Annotated in this window: 18 protein-coding genes; 3 read left to right on the forward strand and 15 right to left on the reverse strand. The window is 40.9% G+C overall.

Annotated features, from left to right (window positions below; all coding sequences use genetic code 11):
* Positions 1-5: 5 nt before the first annotated feature.
* Genes N5852_RS14340 through N5852_RS14355 form a run of 4 tightly spaced genes read right to left on the reverse strand, consistent with a single transcriptional unit; the run spans position 6 to position 2,517 of the window.
* A complete protein-coding gene (locus N5852_RS14340; protein WP_262099847.1) occupies positions 6-404 on the reverse strand; it encodes a DMT family transporter in 399 nt (132 codons plus the stop codon).
* Entirely contained in the window at positions 405-773 is a 369-nt protein-coding gene (locus N5852_RS14345; protein WP_262099848.1) for an EamA family transporter, read from the reverse strand.
* Positions 770-1,720 carry an alpha/beta hydrolase gene (locus N5852_RS14350; RefSeq protein WP_262099849.1) on the reverse strand — a complete coding sequence of 317 codons (951 nt, stop codon included), beginning with the start codon at positions 1,718-1,720 and terminating at the stop codon, positions 770-772. The genes N5852_RS14345 and N5852_RS14350 overlap by 4 nt, the downstream gene beginning before the upstream one ends.
* Positions 1,717-2,517 (reverse strand): MtnX-like HAD-IB family phosphatase, encoded by an 801-nt coding sequence (locus N5852_RS14355; protein ID WP_262099850.1) that lies wholly within the window; start codon positions 2,515-2,517, stop codon positions 1,717-1,719. Before N5852_RS14355 ends, N5852_RS14350 begins: the two co-directional genes overlap by 4 nt.
* A gap of 141 nt (positions 2,518-2,658) precedes the next feature.
* On the opposite strand from N5852_RS14355, the gene N5852_RS14360 reads away from it, so the two are divergent.
* Together N5852_RS14360 and N5852_RS14365 are read left to right on the forward strand one after the other, a co-directional pair.
* Complete coding sequence (locus N5852_RS14360) at positions 2,659-3,390, forward strand: response regulator (protein WP_262099851.1); 732 nt, start codon at positions 2,659-2,661, stop codon at positions 3,388-3,390.
* Positions 3,387-4,739, forward strand: a complete 1,353-nt coding sequence (locus N5852_RS14365; RefSeq protein WP_262099852.1) for an ATP-binding protein — start codon at positions 3,387-3,389, stop codon at positions 4,737-4,739. The genes N5852_RS14360 and N5852_RS14365 overlap by 4 nt, the downstream gene beginning before the upstream one ends.
* Positions 4,740-4,828: 89 nt before the next feature.
* Here N5852_RS14365 and N5852_RS14370 read toward each other — a convergent pair whose 3' ends face one another.
* Genes N5852_RS14370 through N5852_RS14390 form a run of 5 tightly spaced genes read right to left on the reverse strand, consistent with a single transcriptional unit; the run spans position 4,829 to position 9,467 of the window.
* On the reverse strand, positions 4,829-5,638 hold the full coding sequence (locus N5852_RS14370; protein ID WP_262099853.1) for an ABC transporter permease: 810 nt from the start codon (positions 5,636-5,638) through the stop codon (positions 4,829-4,831).
* A complete protein-coding gene (locus N5852_RS14375) occupies positions 5,639-6,835 on the reverse strand; it encodes an ABC transporter substrate-binding protein (protein WP_262099854.1) in 1,197 nt (398 codons plus the stop codon).
* 46 nt (positions 6,836-6,881) lie between these two features.
* On the reverse strand, positions 6,882-7,745 hold the full coding sequence (locus N5852_RS14380; RefSeq protein ID WP_262099855.1) for an ABC transporter ATP-binding protein: 864 nt from the start codon (positions 7,743-7,745) through the stop codon (positions 6,882-6,884).
* 14 nt (positions 7,746-7,759) lie between these two features.
* Entirely contained in the window at positions 7,760-8,881 is a 1,122-nt protein-coding gene (locus tag N5852_RS14385; protein ID WP_262099856.1) for an acyl-CoA dehydrogenase family protein, read from the reverse strand.
* Between the two features lie 31 nt (positions 8,882-8,912).
* On the reverse strand, positions 8,913-9,467 hold the full coding sequence (locus tag N5852_RS14390) for a carboxymuconolactone decarboxylase family protein (protein WP_262099857.1): 555 nt from the start codon (positions 9,465-9,467) through the stop codon (positions 8,913-8,915).
* Positions 9,468-9,738: 271 nt separating this feature from the next.
* On the opposite strand from N5852_RS14390, the gene N5852_RS14395 reads away from it, so the two are divergent.
* A complete protein-coding gene (locus tag N5852_RS14395; protein WP_262099858.1) occupies positions 9,739-10,320 on the forward strand; it encodes a biotin transporter BioY in 582 nt (193 codons plus the stop codon).
* Between the two features lie 83 nt (positions 10,321-10,403).
* Here the strand turns inward: N5852_RS14395 and N5852_RS14400 are convergent, their stop codons facing one another.
* The 6 genes from N5852_RS14400 to N5852_RS14425 form a co-directional block, all read right to left on the reverse strand.
* Positions 10,404-11,192 (reverse strand): glycosyltransferase family 25 protein, encoded by a 789-nt coding sequence (locus N5852_RS14400; protein ID WP_262099859.1) that lies wholly within the window; start codon positions 11,190-11,192, stop codon positions 10,404-10,406.
* 264 nt (positions 11,193-11,456) lie between these two features.
* Positions 11,457-12,308: a dTDP-4-dehydrorhamnose reductase gene (gene rfbD, locus N5852_RS14405; protein WP_262099860.1), complete on the reverse strand. Its 852-nt coding sequence runs from the start codon at positions 12,306-12,308 to the stop codon at positions 11,457-11,459.
* Between the two features lie 2 nt (positions 12,309-12,310).
* Complete coding sequence (gene rfbB / locus N5852_RS14410; RefSeq protein ID WP_262099861.1) at positions 12,311-13,354, reverse strand: dTDP-glucose 4,6-dehydratase; 1,044 nt, start codon at positions 13,352-13,354, stop codon at positions 12,311-12,313.
* A gap of 47 nt (positions 13,355-13,401) precedes the next feature.
* Entirely contained in the window at positions 13,402-13,956 is a 555-nt protein-coding gene (rfbC, locus tag N5852_RS14415) for a dTDP-4-dehydrorhamnose 3,5-epimerase (RefSeq protein WP_262099862.1), read from the reverse strand.
* Positions 13,949-14,830, reverse strand: coding sequence for a glucose-1-phosphate thymidylyltransferase RfbA (rfbA, locus tag N5852_RS14420; RefSeq protein WP_262099863.1), 882 nt, complete (start codon positions 14,828-14,830; stop codon positions 13,949-13,951). Before rfbA ends, rfbC begins: the two co-directional genes overlap by 8 nt.
* 131 nt (positions 14,831-14,961) lie before the next feature.
* Positions 14,962-17,274 (reverse strand): rhamnan synthesis F family protein, encoded by a 2,313-nt coding sequence (locus tag N5852_RS14425; RefSeq protein WP_262099864.1) that lies wholly within the window; start codon positions 17,272-17,274, stop codon positions 14,962-14,964.
* Positions 17,275-17,528: the final 254 nt, after the last annotated feature.

A 17,528-nucleotide genomic window follows, 5' to 3' on the forward strand; every position in this document is an offset into this window, starting at 1 on the left:
TTCAACTATGCTTGCGAGGTTTTTTGCTTTTCTAATTCATCGCGTTCAGCAAAGGCAAGGCAGATAATACCACCAACGATTAATATTGCACCGATAATATGGCTAAGGGGTACATTTTCACCAAAAATAATGACGGAAGCAATCATCACCGTTACCACTTCTAAATGGCTGGCAGCAAAAGCGGGCCCAACGGGTGCGCGCCGCAGCAAGGTCATCCAAGTGAAAAACGCACCAATATAGCCCGATATGGCTAAATAGACCCAAGGATGGGAAATAATCCGCCAAAACCAGTCAAGGCTTAACTCCAACGGCTCAGCAATCATTGCAGTTTGCTTAAAGCTAATTTGCCCGACGGTATCGAACATCATCAAAAAGAAAAACCCTAAAATATAAAAACGCCGCATTTAAAATGCTCCCACAACTGCAACACCAAGTGCAACCAAACTAATGCCGATTATCCGCATGGGGGTGAGTTTTTCATGAAAGAAGATACGGCCCAAGACCATGATAACAATAATATTAACCGAGCCGAGCAATATGCCTTCTGATAGCGGCACAAGGGTTAAAAACGCCAGCCACAAGAAAAATTCGCCGACATAGGCAAAAATACCAACCCATAAAATTGGTTTGCGCACCAAGGCATGCCAATAGGCTTTTAAGCCAGGTTCCTCTTTTTCATCATCAGGGATTGTTGCAGCAGCTTTAAATGCTAGTTGGCCAACAGTGTCAAAAATGACATTAGCAAGCCATAGGGTTAAAACGAGCCAATTCATATGTTCTTGCCCTGAATTACTGTCGGTTGATTTGCTGTTAATTGGTTTGCAGCTTGTAAGTTGATGTTTTCAAAAACAGGCGAAAAAGGCGCAGGAATTATTTCAGGCAAATCATTTATGTCCAATTGGGTATCGCCGCATAGCTTTGAAAAAAACTCGACGCTTTTATTAATCACATTTTTTCGGTCGCGATCAATAGTGATAAGATGGTAACTATTTTCAAGCGGAATAAATTCAACCGGTCCAGCCACGTGCTCGGCAATATAGCCACCATTGGTTTTAATATTGGCAATGTCATCATTGGCTGAATGCATAACAAGGCAAGGTGCGCGAACGTCATCTATTTGCGGGCGCATATTTTTGACCAGCATCATCATTTCTGCCAAAGATGGAAATGGATTACCTGCAAGACCGCCCTTGGTGCTATCACCAGAAAACATGCTGTCGGCTACGGTTTTGCGAATACGCTCATCTTTAAGGCCATAAGGGGGGCGCTCAATAAAAACGCGGTTATGAAATAACCCCATTTTATAAAGCCAAAGAATAAGAAATTGTGTACGACGTATGAGATAGGGAATACTCCAACCATCATAAATAAGCGTTGCGCCATAAACTCCAACACCAGCAATATCCTTGGGCCGTTCTGCTGCAAGTTTAAGTGCCAGTAATGCGCCCATCGAAAGACCGCCAACAAATAATGTGTCAACATGCTTCAAAAATGCATCTGCCGCATCGTTAACGCTTTGGTACCAGTCTTGCCAATTGGTTTTGACAATATCCGCCTCATCACCACAATGGCCGGCAAGTTGCATGCCAAAAACGCTAAAGCCAGCCTTATTCAAGCCCTTGGCAAGAATATGCATCTCGGTAGGGGTGCCGGTTAAGCCATGGATAAGCATAACACCGGCGCGCCCACCCGGCATATAAAAACTAACATCGCTAATCATGATGCTATCCGCGCTGCCCTTTGTTCGGTAAAGCTATGAGCGCCAACATCATTGGAATGCGTGTTGGACATTTCCATCATCAAATCTGGCCAAAGTGCCATAATCTGTGCAAAATCTTTCACTCGCATATGGGCAATGGCGTGTTTTTCGCAATAATCGGCAAGTTTACCCTTGGCAAGTACAAAATCAGCCTTTTGCGATGGGCAAAAATCTGATGTGCCATCACCAATATAAATAGTTTTACCAAAAGGGCTAAGTGGCAATTGGTCATAACGGCGACATTTGCAATGGCCTGATGGACAATTATTGGCCTTAAATGGAAATTCCAATTTCCATTTTTCACCACCCAAATGCACAAGATGATTGGAATAGACTGGCAAATCTTTAATGCCACTATGCGCTAAAATATGGTTGATGCTGTAATCAAGCCCATCGCTAACGATTTGAGCTGTTGCACCTTGTCGCTTAATCATGTCGAGAAATGGTTTAAAAGCCATATCAATTTGCGCTTCATTGAGCGCGCCATCAAGCTGTTGTGGCGTGGCGCGGATAAGCGCAACTTGCTTTTCCATACATTCTCGAGCGCCAATCGCGCCAGAAAGCCACAAATTTTCTAATTCTTCAAAACCAGGCAAAGCAAATTTATTCAACAATAAATCGGTGACATCTTGGTAACAAATTGTACCGTCAAAATCGATTAATACGGTTGTACGACCATTTAGCTTTATAGTGTCGATATTGGTCATCGAAAAGCTATTGACAGCTAAGGGGGAAAAATTTCTATTTTGCTTATACATTTGTTATGGTTTTTCCTGCGGCTTAAAAAAGTCAAAGTTTTAAACTTAAACACTTGCCATAACTTATGCTATCTACATATAAACTGATATAAGATCTTTGTAGCTTTTATGTAACCAAACTATGTAACCAAATATGGCAAGATGAATAAAAACATTTTAATAATTGAAGACGATGAACGCCTTGCTGACCTTGTGATGGCGTATTTAAGCAAACAAGGCTATATTGTCACCATTCATTCCCGTGGTGACACGGCGGAAAATGCTATAGCAACTCATAAGCCTGATCTTGTTATATTAGATGTGATGTTGCCAGGTAAATCGGGTCTTGATATTTGCCGCGATGCGCGCAGCTTTTACGATGGGCTTATTCTCATCATGACCGCCAGTGAAGACGATATTGATGAAATTGTCGGGCTGGAACTTGGCGCTGATGATTATTTGTCAAAACCAGTGGAACCACGCCGCTTGCTTGCCCATATAAGGGCGCTTTTACGCCGCAAGGAAGGCGAACCGCAACGGGTTGAACAAGCCAGTGGCTTTGTTAAAGATGTGCCAAAAATGAGTGTGTTACATTTTGGCCAATTAGCCATTGATGATGAAAACCGCCTTGTCACTCTTGGTGATGAAAAACTCGAATTTACCACGGCAGAATTTGATCTTTTATGGTTGCTTGCCAGCCAAGCAGGACAAATCCTATCACGCGATGATATTTTAAATGCTTTGCGCGGGATTGAATTTGACGGGCTTGATCGCTCCATTGATGCAAGGGTATCGCGCTTACGCAAACGCCTTAAAGATGATCCTGATGATCCGCAATTTATCAAAACTGTGCGTGCAAAAGGTTATTTATTTTTGCAGGCGCAAGAAAGATGAAAACGCGGGCGAGCGAAAAGGTCGAGCGGGAAAAATTCCGCCATAGATTTTATAATTTATTGCGTGCTATTGCCGTTTTATTATGCCTTTTGCTAGCGCAAAGTGCTATTGCCTATTTGACACTGCAATTATTTGACGCCTTGCCCTCATCAATTACCGGTATTCTTGAAGATGAATATGTCGAGCGCAGCACGCATCAAGGCACGATTTTTCTCATTAAAGAAGAAATTAATGAACAAAAAAATGTGTCTCCTGCAGTCGTTTTAAATGAATTACAGCCGCAATTTGCTTTCCGTCTTGCCTATTCACCGCCCGGCACCGTTTATTCTGAAGATGTGCGTGAGCAGCTTAAAACGGGGGGAAGCGCTTTTGAGGATGGCTATCTTTATGCCAGCCTTGATAATGGCGGTTACTTGGAAATGGGGCCGCTCATTGTTTCAGATGTTTTGGAAGCCAATGCCAGTGCATTTTTAACCTTGCTTGGTCTTTGGGCTATGGTAAGTTCGTTAATTACCTTTGCTATTCTTTATATTGCTTATGCTCGTACATGGCGTGAAGCAATGATGATTAGACGCACGGCTTTTGACCTTGGCAAGGGTGAGCTTTCTGCAAGAGTGCCGCGCATTCATACTGAACCACTTAAAATGATTGGCCATGTGATTAATGATATGGCGACCCGCATTGAATTACTGGTCAACCATAGTGATGTGATGCGCCACACAATGGCCCATGAGTTTAGAACACCGCTTGCTCGTTTGCGTTTTGCCCTTTCCATGATTGACGATGCCGAAGACGATGAAAAGGAAAAGCTTTACGAAGGTATCGAGCATGATATTAGCGAGCTTGAAGGGCTAATTAAAGTATCGCTTGATTATTTCCGCCTTAATAATAAATCAGCACCCACCCATCCCGTTCCCGTCATGGTTAAGGATTGGGTCGAAGAATTGGTGGCAAAACTTAAGCCGTTAAAGCCAGAAAATTTTGAACTGGTTTTAAACGTGCCCGATATTGTTGGCGAGTTTGATTTAGAACTTGGCACTATTGCGCTGCGCAATATTATTTTAAACTGTTTTAAATATGCCAAATCCAAAGCCGTTTTACACGTCATCAAAGATGGTGACGCGGTAATTTTTGAGCTTGATGATGATGGAAAAGGCGTGCCCGATGCTTTTCGTGAGGAGGTATTTTCACCCTTTTATCGCATGGATGTGCATAAGGCCGACATTAAAAACGGCTATGGCGTGGGACTTTCCTTTGTGCGTGTCATTGCTGAACTTCATCATGGTTCTGCTTTTGTGGTTACCAGCCCTCTTGGCGGCGCACGTTTTGTTTTACGTCTTGGCAATTAGTCGTTAAGATAAATTGGCAAATATTTAAAAATTATAAGGTAAGAGGGGATAGATTATCGCAAAAATTCCCTCTTACCATTTCGTTCAAATTAATGGGTTCTGACCCCAACGCCAAAATATTTTAAGGCAAGACGCGCCAAGCTATCAAGACTATAGCCAATAATACCGATGAGCAGGATTATTGCCATTAATTCAGGGTAATCCAAGCGATCACGCGCATCAAGAATGAAATAACCAAGCCCTGCATTAACGCCCAGCATTTCTGCCGGCACAATAACAATCCAAGCAATACCAATAGCAAGGCGAAGACCAACAAAAATTTGTCCAACAATACCGGGAAGAATGACAAAAAATAAGGTTTCAGCCTTGGTTGCGGCTAGGCTTTTGGCAAGTTGCAGCCAATGGCGGTCAAGTTGGTTTACCCCTGCTGCAGTGTTTAACAAGATCGGCCAAATGGCAGCAAAAGCAATTAAAAAATAAATCGGCTTATCACCAACGCCAAACACCATGACCGCTATCGGCATCCAAGAAAGGGGTGAAATCATACGCAAGAATTGAAATGCTGGCGATGTTGTTTTAGCAGCAATTGTTGAACAGCCAACCATAAGCCCTAAAGGGATACCAAGGATAAGTGCAAAAAACAGCCCAACCAATATGCGCTTTAAACTTGCACCAACATGCAAGATAAGATCTGGGCTTTGTAACAAATGCAAAAAGGCAGGAAAAGCAAGACTTGGCGAAAAACGCGCGGCAAAGCCATTGCCCTTTGCCCAAATATCAATGGCAAACCACCATAGAAAAACAAGGATAGCCAGCCCTAAAATGCCAAGACAAAAGGCTTTTAATTTAGCAGTGGAGGCTTTCGACGGTAATTTTGTTTGGGTTAAATGCACGCTCATTTATGCTTCAATCACCTCAACGCGTTCAAAATTTTGTTCAAGCCCAAAGGCCGGCAATCCGCCAAATTGGAGAAGTGCGGCTTTGATAAAGCGATCATCAACAAGGTCTTTCGCGGCAAATTCTGGGTCTAAATTGGCAAGAAAAGCATTATCGCCGTGCATTAATGTGGTTTTTAAATGCTCGATCAATGATACCGTATAAGACGGGAAGGGGTAGGGCTGGAAGCCGATGCGCTTTTCGCGCCATTCTGGGTGTTTAATCGCACCGCTTTTAAGATAGGCGCTATCATCACTGGCATTTTCTACCAGCACTTTTGTGAGTGCAGCAACCGAATGGGGAGTATAGCGGTTGGCATTATCCTTAGATAAAAGTTCTGCAGTTTTTTGGCGGTTGGCAATTGTCCATAATTGAGCGTCAACAAGTGCATTGACGACATTTTGCGACCATTGTGGGCGCTCAATCAAATCGCTTTCATTCATTAAAACAACGCAGCAGGCATGGTCTTTCCAGACATCGCCAGTAAAACGTAATATTTTACCAATGCCAGCAAGTTCACCAAGGGCGTTAAATGGTTCGGCAACGATGTAGCCAGCAATTTCGCCATTGGCAAGGGCCGGCACCATGTCAGATGGCGCAAGAATGACAAGATTAACCTCGCGCTCGCCAATGGTACCGCTTTTCTTTGAAACAGGGGTAAGTCCTGATTTTTTGAGCAAAATTTGTAAAACAACATTATGAATTGAATACCAAAAGGGAATGGCAACGGTTTTGCCGGCAAGATCATCAATCGAATTGATATTTTCAGCAACCGATAGTGCCGAGCCTGACATATGGTTCCAAGCGACTACTTTTACCGAGGCTTTGCTATTATATCGCGCCCAAACGGCAATTGGTGACAAAACATGCACAGCATTGACTTGTCCTGCAAAAAACGCTTCAACCAATTGCGCCCAAGACCGAAACATCACAGGCTTTTCGGCCTTAACGCCATGTTTCTCAAAAAAACCTTGGCCATGGGCAACCAGCAAAGGGGTGGCATCAGTAATCGGCAAATAGCCAATTTTTAATGGTTCATCTTGTTTTGCGTCGCTTTGGGCACTAGCAATACGCGTGTTTAATATGGAAGCCGCCCCTCCTGCGGTTAAAAGCGCAGCAAGGCGCATAATATCGCGGCGTGAAAAAAACTCGTCATTCATAATATGTCCTCGCGCTTTGGGTATAAATTAAAATTTGCCCTTCAATTCAATGGGCTAGTTTTTGCATGATCTCGTTCTGGATGGTTAACGCCATTAGACTATCATTACCGCTTTGGCGTAAGGCTGAAAGATCCCATTTGCCAAGCAAATGACCCGGAGTACCGCCAATCAGCAACACCCTATCGCTCACTTTTAAAGCTTCTTCAATATCATGGGTAATAAGCAAAGCAGCACTTTGATAATCGCTAATAATTTTAATCAAAAGCTGTTGCATTTGCCCTCTGGTAATTGCATCAAGTGCGCCAAACGGCTCATCAAGCAATAAAACATCAGGCTGGCGGGCAAGACAGCGGGCTAGGGCAACGCGGCTTGCCATGCCGCCAGATAATTGCGCCGGCATTAATGCACCTGCATCTTCAAGATTAACTTCGCGCAGGGCGCGTTCTATCCGTTGATTGCGCACTTGGCTCTTTAATTTGGGCTGATGTTTAAAGTTAAGGCCAAAGGCAACATTTTTATAGACATTGAGCCAAGGTAACAAGCACGGGTTTTGAAAAGCCATACTAAGGCGTGGATGAACTTTGGATATTTCTTCACCATGAATTTTGACCACACCACTTTGTGCGCGTTCAAGGCCACCTAAAATCCGCAATAGGCTGGATTTGCCAACGCCGCTTGGCCCTAAAATGGAAACAATCTCACCTTGTCGCAGCGTTAAGTTAAAATCTGTTAAAATGGTGGTTTTACCATCATGGCTGATTGTTATATTTTCCCCAGCAAGCACAATATCGCCTTTTGGTGCAGCTTCCCTTGCAACAAGCATATTATTCACGGGCATAGCTGCGAGAGGCACTTCATTTTGAAATGCGGATTGAGTAAAGGATCGACCGACCACATTATTTCCATTCATATAATTAAGTTATCTTATTGGTTTTGCGCTTGTAACACTGCCTTTAATTGTGTGATGCTTGGTGTGATAATAGGGATAAAAGCTGCTTCACGCAAGCGGCGTGCAAAATCGCTACCAGTTTTTTGCAAATAGGCTTTACCCCCTAAGCTTTGCAATTCAAGCCAAATGGCTTTAGCAACCAAATCGGCAAGACGAATGCGAATGCGAAATAATGCCGCTATATTGCTGACGAATTGCTGTTCGATCAGCCCTTGCTGTAATTCATTGGTAAGGTTTGCAAGTTCACTTGTTAGTGCGTCAATTTCTGCGTTCAAAACATTGCGGCCGGCGCCCTTATTGTGCCGCGCCTCATCCAGAATGCGCCGTGCAAGCCCCAAGGACATAGCGCATTGCATACCAATAAAGCCCGGCCGAATTGGTGCTATTGATGCGGCTAGATTGTTGAATATAATATGCTTTTGATCAATTTGCACATTTTTAAGCGAAATGGATGCGGTATGACTTGCGCGAAGGGCAGTTAAATCCAGCTCATCAGAGCGGGTAAGGCCAAGATCATTAGCGGCAAAGCTCGCAACAAAGGCGGTTTTGTCAGCGCGCTCAATCGCAGCGGCGACAACAAAATTGCCTAGCCGCAAATTTGTAACCCAAGGCATGATACCATCAACAATTGTTTTACCATTTGTTTCAGAACTTACTTTAATTTGCAATGCTTCCAAACCGGCCATAAATTTCATGGCATTGGAAAGCGCTGATGCACCGGCTATACTGCCCTTGATAATTTGCGGCAGTTGCTCTGTGCGCAGCTGTTCATTGTCACTTTCCAATAAAAAATGGGCATAGGTTTTTTGCCCCCAAAGCACAAAGGCCGCAGTTAAAGAATGATAAGAAAGGGCGGCAATAGCCTCAACACTATCGCAAATTGTGCCGCCGCTGCCGCCAAAATCCTTAGCAACGCCAATGCCAATTGCACCGGTTTTAACCAATTGCGGTAAAATTTCATCGGCCTTATCGCTACGTTCATCAAGATTAATGGCATTTTGGCTAAAATAATCAAGGCCAGTTAACCCATCGCGAATTTCATTAGATTGAAAAGACAAAGCCTCGCCCTCATTTTGCTGTTGTTGCGCTTCTATCATTTGCAAATTTGCCTTTTCTTTTATTAGTGATTTATTGCTTTTTCCACTCATAAGGCAATAATTGCTCATTAATTGGCGGTTGGCCAAGATTATTAGCAAAATTACAAAGGGTTGCAAGGCTAACACCAAGCACCACTTCTAGTGCGGCTTGATCATTATAGCCTACAGCCTTAAAACTTGCGAGATCTTCATCTTTAACATTGCCTCGTGTCGCAATGACATTTTGGGTAAAGCGAGCAACGGCATTAAGCTTGGGGTCGTCTAAATCATGGATATTGCGCAAGGCTTCCACCACTTCTTTTGGCAATTGCGCTTTTTTTAACGCAATCGCTGTATGACCTGCAACACAAAAGCCACAGCCATGCAGCGCAGCTGCGGTAATTTGCACTACCTCACGCTCATTTAATGAAAACGAAGCTTTGGCATTTATGCCAGATACCGTCACATAGGTTTCTAAAGCGGCTGGCGCATTTGCAAGCACCCGCAAAAGGTTTGGCAAAAATCCGTTATTCTTTTGCGCGTTTTCCAATATAGGCCGCACCTCTTGTGGTGCTTCGCTAATGTCTAACAATTTAATCCGTGTCATTATTTTACCCTTAGCTGTTTATAGCTATAATTTATCAGGTAAATTTTATAAAATCTTGGTATGATTTACCAAATATTTAAAATATTAGGGATCAATATTTTAAACTTTCATAATCATAAAAATATATCGGTCAAACTCAGAATTAAAATGAGTTTTATGCTCACTTAATCTTTAAGTTAGATTGCGTTTTTACTAATTTTAGTTATGTTGTGATCCCATGGATTCAACACTATTAATGTGTATCAAAATGCATTGCTTAAAAGGTAGGACTATGAATAAAGAACCGCAATTATATGGGCAATATGTGCAGCTTGAAAATCAGCGTTATGATATACAATGCATTGCAGTTTTTCTTGGCATTATTGCGCTTTATTGTGCTTCCTTTATCCAAATACCTATTGGCCCAGTACCAATTACCTTGCAAACCTTTATTGTGACCTTTATTGGCGCATTTTTTGGCCCGCGTCTTGGCGCTTTGACTGTTGTCCTATGGCTTTTATGTGCAGCATTGGGGCTGCCCCTTCTTGCCGATGGTAAGCACGGCCTTGCACCTTTTTATGGGGTAACAGCTGGTTATCTTTATGCTTTTCCTTTGGCTGCATTTTTAACGGGTCAGCTTGCTAGACAAGGTTGGAATGGCGATAATTTCAAACTTTGTACTATTAACATGGTGCTTGGCAATTTATTGTGCTTATCGCTTGGTGCTTTGTGGCTTGCAAGCCAAAAAGGCGGTAATATTGCCTTTTTCAAAGGTTTTATGCCGTTTTTGCTTGGTGCTTTGGTTAAATCCTTTGCGGCGGCTTTTTGTCTCAAAATAATTAGCCATTTGCGCGTAAAACGGGCAGGATTTTAATTGATCAATAAAACAGCTTTAAATTTCATCATAAAATTCTAATGCCGCCAATCGCCCATCATAAATCTTAATTGCGCAAAGGCTCATTTAAATTTAATTGTCTTCCACTGATAGCCCCGTGTAAGCACCAACCAAAGCGGATAGAGGTAGCGTTTTTTAAATCGAGAAAACTCTCGCGCCATTTTTTGCGGGAAGCTGCGTTTTTTGGCTTTTCTAACAACATCCTGATTGGCTTCCTCTGAAGCAATATTTCGGATGGTGCTAACCAAACCAGCTTGTATGACAATAGCAGGGTCAAATTGTTCTATGTTAAACATTGCCATTACACCACATTCAGGATTGAAATATATTTCGTCAATCGGGGCAAAGGCAAACTCAGTTAATGCATAGAGTTTTTTTGCACAGTCGCGACTAACAATATAGCCACCGGCACAATAATGCTTGGTAACCAATGGGGCGAGGATATAGTCTTTTGATATTTTTTTGGTTGTTCTACCGATAACACAGGGTGTTTCGGCGGTATCGAGTTTGACAATATCGGTGTTAGATGGGATCCAGTCCCAGTTTTCAAGAAATGCAGCAGAGTTTTTAGATAAAATTACGTCATCTTCGAAAATTGCTCCAAAAGCATCTTTACCTTCAGCAATGAGTTTTAAACAATTTCTGTGTGACAAAAAACAGCCAACTTCACGTTTGGTGAGCTCTAAGGGCCAATGGCGGACGGATGTTATGTGTTGATAGTCCTCATCGCTTAATTGGGTGCCATCGACACCAGCAATACGGGTCAATGTTAATCCAAGGTCAGAAAATTGTTGATTAACATGATTTAAGCGATCTAATGAACGGTCAAGGTTAATAACAAAAAGTTTCAAAAATTTGATCCCCAAATGATACAGATCGATGACACGATTAGTAATTGTCGATATTTAGTAAGTACTTGCTGGATAATAGCCGTATTAAAACATCAGCAGATATAACAAGTGTTAAAATAGCCTACATATTCCAACTTTAAAAATTTAAAGCAATTCAAACAAAAGATGATCCAATTTTTGCTTGTTGACAGAGCACAAAACATTGCACATATAGCGCGCCCCTTATTTAACAAAAATTGGAATTTTTAGAGCAAAAAAATCGGTTTATAAATAATCTTGCCAATTTTTAATTTCAAGATTAAACACCGATTTTATCTTGCTATTATCAAGCTTTGAAAAATTTGGGCGTTTTGCAGGTGTCTTATATTCACGAGCTGGAATGGATGTAATGGCTGGGATCTTGCCGGTTTGATTATGTTTTGAAGCAAAAATAGCCGCGGCAAATTCTGCCCAATTGGTATAGCCATCGGCAACAAGATTAAAAATACCACGCCAATCAGCCGTGCAATCGCCAGTAGCAATTTTTTGAGCAATGGCAATTGTAGCAGCAGCAATGAAATCAGCACTGGTCGGTGTGCCCCATTGATCGCCCACAATTCTTAATTGATCATGGCTTTGGGCAAGGCGCAACATAGTGTTTAAAAAATTGTTGCCATAGGTGCTATAAACCCAAGCGGTACGCAAAATAACGTGATTTTTATTTGCTTCACTAACCGCCCATTCGCCTTGCAATTTTGATAGTCCATAAACATTAACAGTGCCGACGGTATCACTTTCTTTATAGGGAGTTTCGCTCGCACCATTAAAGACGTAATCGGTTGAAATGTGAAGAAGGGGCAAGTCTAAATCTGCCGTTACTTCTGCCACATTGCGTGCGCCGTCACGATTAATCAAAAAGGCTTGTGCAACTTCGCTTTCAGCCTTATCAACTGCAGTATAGGCAGCCGGATTAATAATAAAATCCGGCTTGTGTTCCTTAATAGCTTTTTCGATTGATGCCTTATCGCTAATGTCCAATTCTGGTCGTCCAAGTGCAATAATGGACACCGCTGTTGAATTTTGCGACAATAAGGCTTGAGCCACTTGGCCATTTTTGCCGGTAACCAGAATTTTCATTTTTATCCCTTTTTAGCGAGCTTGGCGCGTTCTTGTAGTGGCTCCCACCACCATTGATTTTGCAAAAACCAAGCAACCGTTTTTTCTAGCCCAGTTTCGAAAGTTTCCTGTGCATGCCAATTAAGTTCATTTTCGATTTTTGTCGGATCGATAGCATAACGACGGTCATGGCCAGCACGATCGGTCACAAAGCTAATTAATTGATGATAAGATTGGCCATTGCTGCGTGGCTTTTGTTTATCTAAAATATCACAAATAGATTTGACGACTTGCAAGTTGGTGCGTTCATTTTTGCCTCCAACATTATAGCTTTCGCCAATTTTACCCTTTAAAACAATAGTTTCAAGCGCGCGCGCATGGTCTTCCACATAAAGCCAATCACGGATGTTTTCGCCTTTGCCATAAATTGGCAAAGGTTTTTCCGCAAGAGCTGACAAAATAACCAAAGGAATAAGCTTTTCAGGAAAATGAAAAGGACCATAATTATTGGAACAATTAGAAAGAACTACCGGCAATCCATAAGTATGATGCCAAGCCCGAACCAAATGATCTGACGCAGCTTTGGAAGCCGAGTAAGGCGATGAAGGATGATAAGGCGTTTCTTCCGTGAAAATTCCCTCATCAAATGGTAAATCGCCAAAAACTTCATCGGTTGAGATATGGTGAAAACGAAATGCTTGCTTTTTTTCATCATCAAGATTTTGCCAATAGCCGCGCACCGCTTCTAATAAATGAAATGTGCCTACAATATTGGTATCAATAAAAGCATCAGGCCCAGAAATTGAACGGTCAACATGGCTCTCTGCTGCAAGATGCATGACGGCATCAATTGACTCGGAGACTAAAATAGTGCCAATCGCCTCTCGATCAGCAATATCCAATTGATGGAATTGATAGTTTTCTGAATTCTCGATGGATTTTAACGATTGCAAATTACCCGCATAGGTTAATTTATCAATATTAAAAACTTTATGTCCTTGCGCAATTAAATGCCGGCAAAGGGCAGAGCCAATGAAGCCTGCACCGCCTGTAACCAAAATTTTCAAAATTTTATTCCTCTTAGTCAAAGACATTAAATAATTAGGGATATTACTTAGTCAAAAATATCAGCGTCTTTTAAAAACGGCGCATTTAAATCCTTGTCGGATAAAACAAGATTGCTGGTATCTATCGGCCAGTTAATTGCAATATCTGGGTCATCAAAACGGATTGAACGATCGCAGCTAGGTGCATAAAAATCGGTCACCTTATATAAAAATTCACAATCATCCTCAAGCGTTAAAAAACCATGGGCAAAACCCGGTGGAATATAAAATTGTGTCCAATTTTCCGCTGATAATTCAACTCCAGTCCATTGCATAAAGGTAGGGGAACTTTTGCGAATGTCAACCGCCACATCAAATACGCGGCCGCGTGTTACTCGCACCAATTTACCTTGGGCATGGGGTTGTAATTGATAATGCAATCCCCGTAAAACGCCTTTTTGCTTAGAAAAAGAGTGATTATCTTGAACAAATTCGGCTTCAACACCAGCTTCAGTAAATAATTGACGATTATAGGTTTCAGAGAAAAAACCGCGATGATCACCAAATTTCTTTGGCTTAATAATAAGCACGCCATCAAGAGGTGTTTTTTCAACATTAAGCATTTTTTAACTCATTCATTCGGCGTTTTAAATAGGTTGCATAATCGGTTTTGCCAAGTTTATTGGCGCGCTCGATTACTTGTTCCGCACTAATATAACCTGCTTCGAATGCGATTTCTTCTGGGCACATAACTTTAATGCCTTGGCGCTTTTCTATCGCTCGGACATAGGAGGACGCATCATGCAAGCTATCATGAGTTCCCGTATCAAGCCAAGCATAGCCACGACCTAATTGCACAACTCGCAAAGCGTTATTTTTAAGGTATATTTCATTAATATCCGTAATTTCCAACTCACCACGCGGTGAGGGTTTTAGATTTTTGGCCATATTGACCACGCTATTATCATAAAAATAAAGCCCAGTTACCGCCCAGTTAGATTTTGGCTCACTTGGTTTTTCGACAATTGATGTGGCAATGCCGGTTACGGGATCAAAACTGACAACGCCATAACGCTCTGGATCCTCAACATGATAGGCAAAAACTGTTGCGCCGTTTTTTTGGCTCCGTGCGTTATTAAGATGAGATACCAAATCGTGACCAAAAAAGATATTGTCACCAAGAATCAAGGCAACATCATCATCACCGATAAAATCATCACCGATAATAAAAGCTTCGGCTAGACCATTGGGATTAGCTTGCTCAGCATAGGAAAGTGTTATACCATATGTACTACCATCGCCTAAAAGACGCTTGAATAAAGGTAAGTCATGCGGTGTTGAGATAATTAATATTTCTTTGATACCCGCCAACATTAATACACCAAGTGGATAATATATCATTGGTTTATCATAAATTGGCATAAGCTGTTTAGACACACCAATAGTTGCTGGATATAGCCTTGTGCCACTACCGCCTGCGAGAATAATTCCTTTCACTTAGCCCATCCTTTTATTGCTAAAATCTAACTGTTATACATAGCAGATTAAAATTATTTGTCATTAGCCGAATTAACCTAGTCAAAACGGATTTATTGTAAACTCATATGTTACGTAACAATAAGTAATTGCTAACGCTTTATATCTCCAAACATTGTGCAAACTAATTTTTTAGATATTTTTTGGTTCATTACGCCAAAAAGGCGTTCAACTGCGTGTAAATTTGTGCCATCCAATGGCAGCGGTTCACTTAAATAATCATTCCATTCAAGTTCAAGATCAAAGAATGGTTTCATTAAGTCACTTGTTGCCCAAAACATTGTACCAACCGGAAAATTAATATAATTGGGCAATTTATCAATACCAAGACGCGGTGCTAATTTTTGCGCCGCAGGGCGATTTTTAGCCCAGCTAATGCCATTTCGATCATCGGGAAAAACCAAATTAATATTTTTGTCATTATACATTGTTTGAATTATTGTATCAGCTGCCTTGATTGTTGCTCCATCACCTAAAAGATTCATGGTTAGATATTGTCCCCAAATTTCGGCATATGAGCGATCTTTAATGTGCACACTTGTTTTACTGTGCATGTGGCCAATAATATCATAGCCATTGCGCAATTGCTGGCGAAACAGGGTCAAGAGTGGGCCAATATCACGACCGCGATTTTCAGTTACCAAAACTTCAACTTTAGCGGGATAATTTTTCAGCAAATATTCAGCTATTTGTTTATCAGCTTCATTTTTGACGCTGATAAATAAATCTGGCCGCACTTCATTCGCCAATAACGCATTCAGCATCACTTCAAGTTTTTCTATATAATAGGCATGAATTTGCAAGGCAATTTTTTGCGTGAGTGCAGTAGGTTCAATTTTAATTGGTTTGGTTAAAATATCCCATTGCCATGGGCCATCTGGCTGTCCAGCATTAAGATAATGTAAAAAAGCATCTTTACGTTCTAAGCCAAGATCGTGATATTCGGCATAAATGCCAGGTTGAAAACCAGCACAAGGGCGGCGCGGATAAACACCACTTTTCCAACCGCGAATATATTGGCGGGCGCGTTTCACCGAAAAGGGTTTTAAACTATTAGCCGTCCAAAAACTGTTGTCAAACTCTTTTTTGCCAAAGAGTTCAATAGCGTCAATTGCCTCTTGCTTTATTTGCCGAGCCGCTTTGCCACCAATATCTAATAATTCATCAACAAATTGATCAACACTACCCAACTTTGTACTTATGGCATCAAGTTGATCTTTATTGGTTTTATCTGCTGCTATTAAATGCTCATGCAACTTTGAAATAAATTCTTGATCATTTGTTTGTGAAAGCAGGTATTGCTCGTCAATATTTTCTTCTTGATAACGAGCAGATAGGGGCATTACTCCATCAAGTGCAAAAACTGGTTTACCAGCTTGCAAAGCCGATTTTGCATGGCAAATTTTATTTACAAGTCTTGACGTATCAAAAAATACCGCTGACTTTTGATAATAGTTATCGTTAAAAGATTTTGTCGATAAAATCCGGTAAGATTGATCGGCTTTACTTATTTGCGACCAAGTTTGAGTTTGTTCAAAACGGCTGGAATTGCTCCCGTTATTCAATGCACGCAACCAAATAAATTCCGTCTTATCATGAGGATATTGTAACTTATAAAGACTAGAAATTTTTGTAAAGACATCAAAACCATCTGTAAATGAGACATCGCCATAACCAATAACAATTTTTGTATTGATTTTTTCTGCAGCAAATCCCACATGATGTGCTGGCGCTGATAATATAGTTAACTGATCAGGAAAACCGTACATATAGTCATAAAGCACTTTTTCGGCATAGGTTTTATCAGTATATATTACTCGGGTTGCAGTACACAACCCTCGAGATAAATTGCTCTTACCAAAGGCAAGAGTATTTCCAATAATTAAAACACTAGCAATTTTCGCCTTTTCAAGACGTTGGTAAAAAATGCCGCCTTCATAGATGTTAGACACAATAAATTTTAAATTTGGCGCTGTAGCGAATTCTTTAATTAGCTCGGACGCATATTTTTTCTTGCGATCGAAAATTTTATTAACGATTAACCAATTGCAATAGGGTAGATAGATGTCGTTTAAATGATAGGAGTTTGCAACTAAGATAATATTGAATGTCTTTGACAGTTTTTTTACCGCGTCAATGAAAAAAAGACTTTCATTTTCATCATCGCAGCAAACAACAATGGTTTCAAGGTTTGGATTTAAAGACGTCTTTTTTACAAAAGCAGATTTTTTATAAAGCCGCCCTTCCTTCATACCAATATTACGATAATGTTGACGAGGTTTTTTGCCGTAATTATCAATATCATTATATAAATATCTATAAATTTTCGAGTTAAAACCCCACGGCAAGCGCCGCTTTTTAGGGGAAAGCAGATTTATAATTACGTCTTTAATCGAGAAAAACATTATTGAGCGGCACTTAAAATTGGTTAAATATTTTAAAATAAATAGATAAATATAACGAGATCCAGCATGTTATACAGGGTGATTGAATATTAGATCAGACTTTAAAATTTGTCAATGGAGCACAACTTCAAGTCTTTAGAATAGGTTAAATTTAATAATATAAAGTTCAATAACTTAGTTGCCATCCAATGTATAGGCTCGAACTATTATAAGTTGATATAACGCGATAAGTTGTAAAATATATCAGAAAAAAA

The organism is Bartonella sp. HY328 (assembly GCF_025449335.1).
Taxonomy (GTDB): Bacteria; Pseudomonadota; Alphaproteobacteria; order Rhizobiales; family Rhizobiaceae; genus HY038.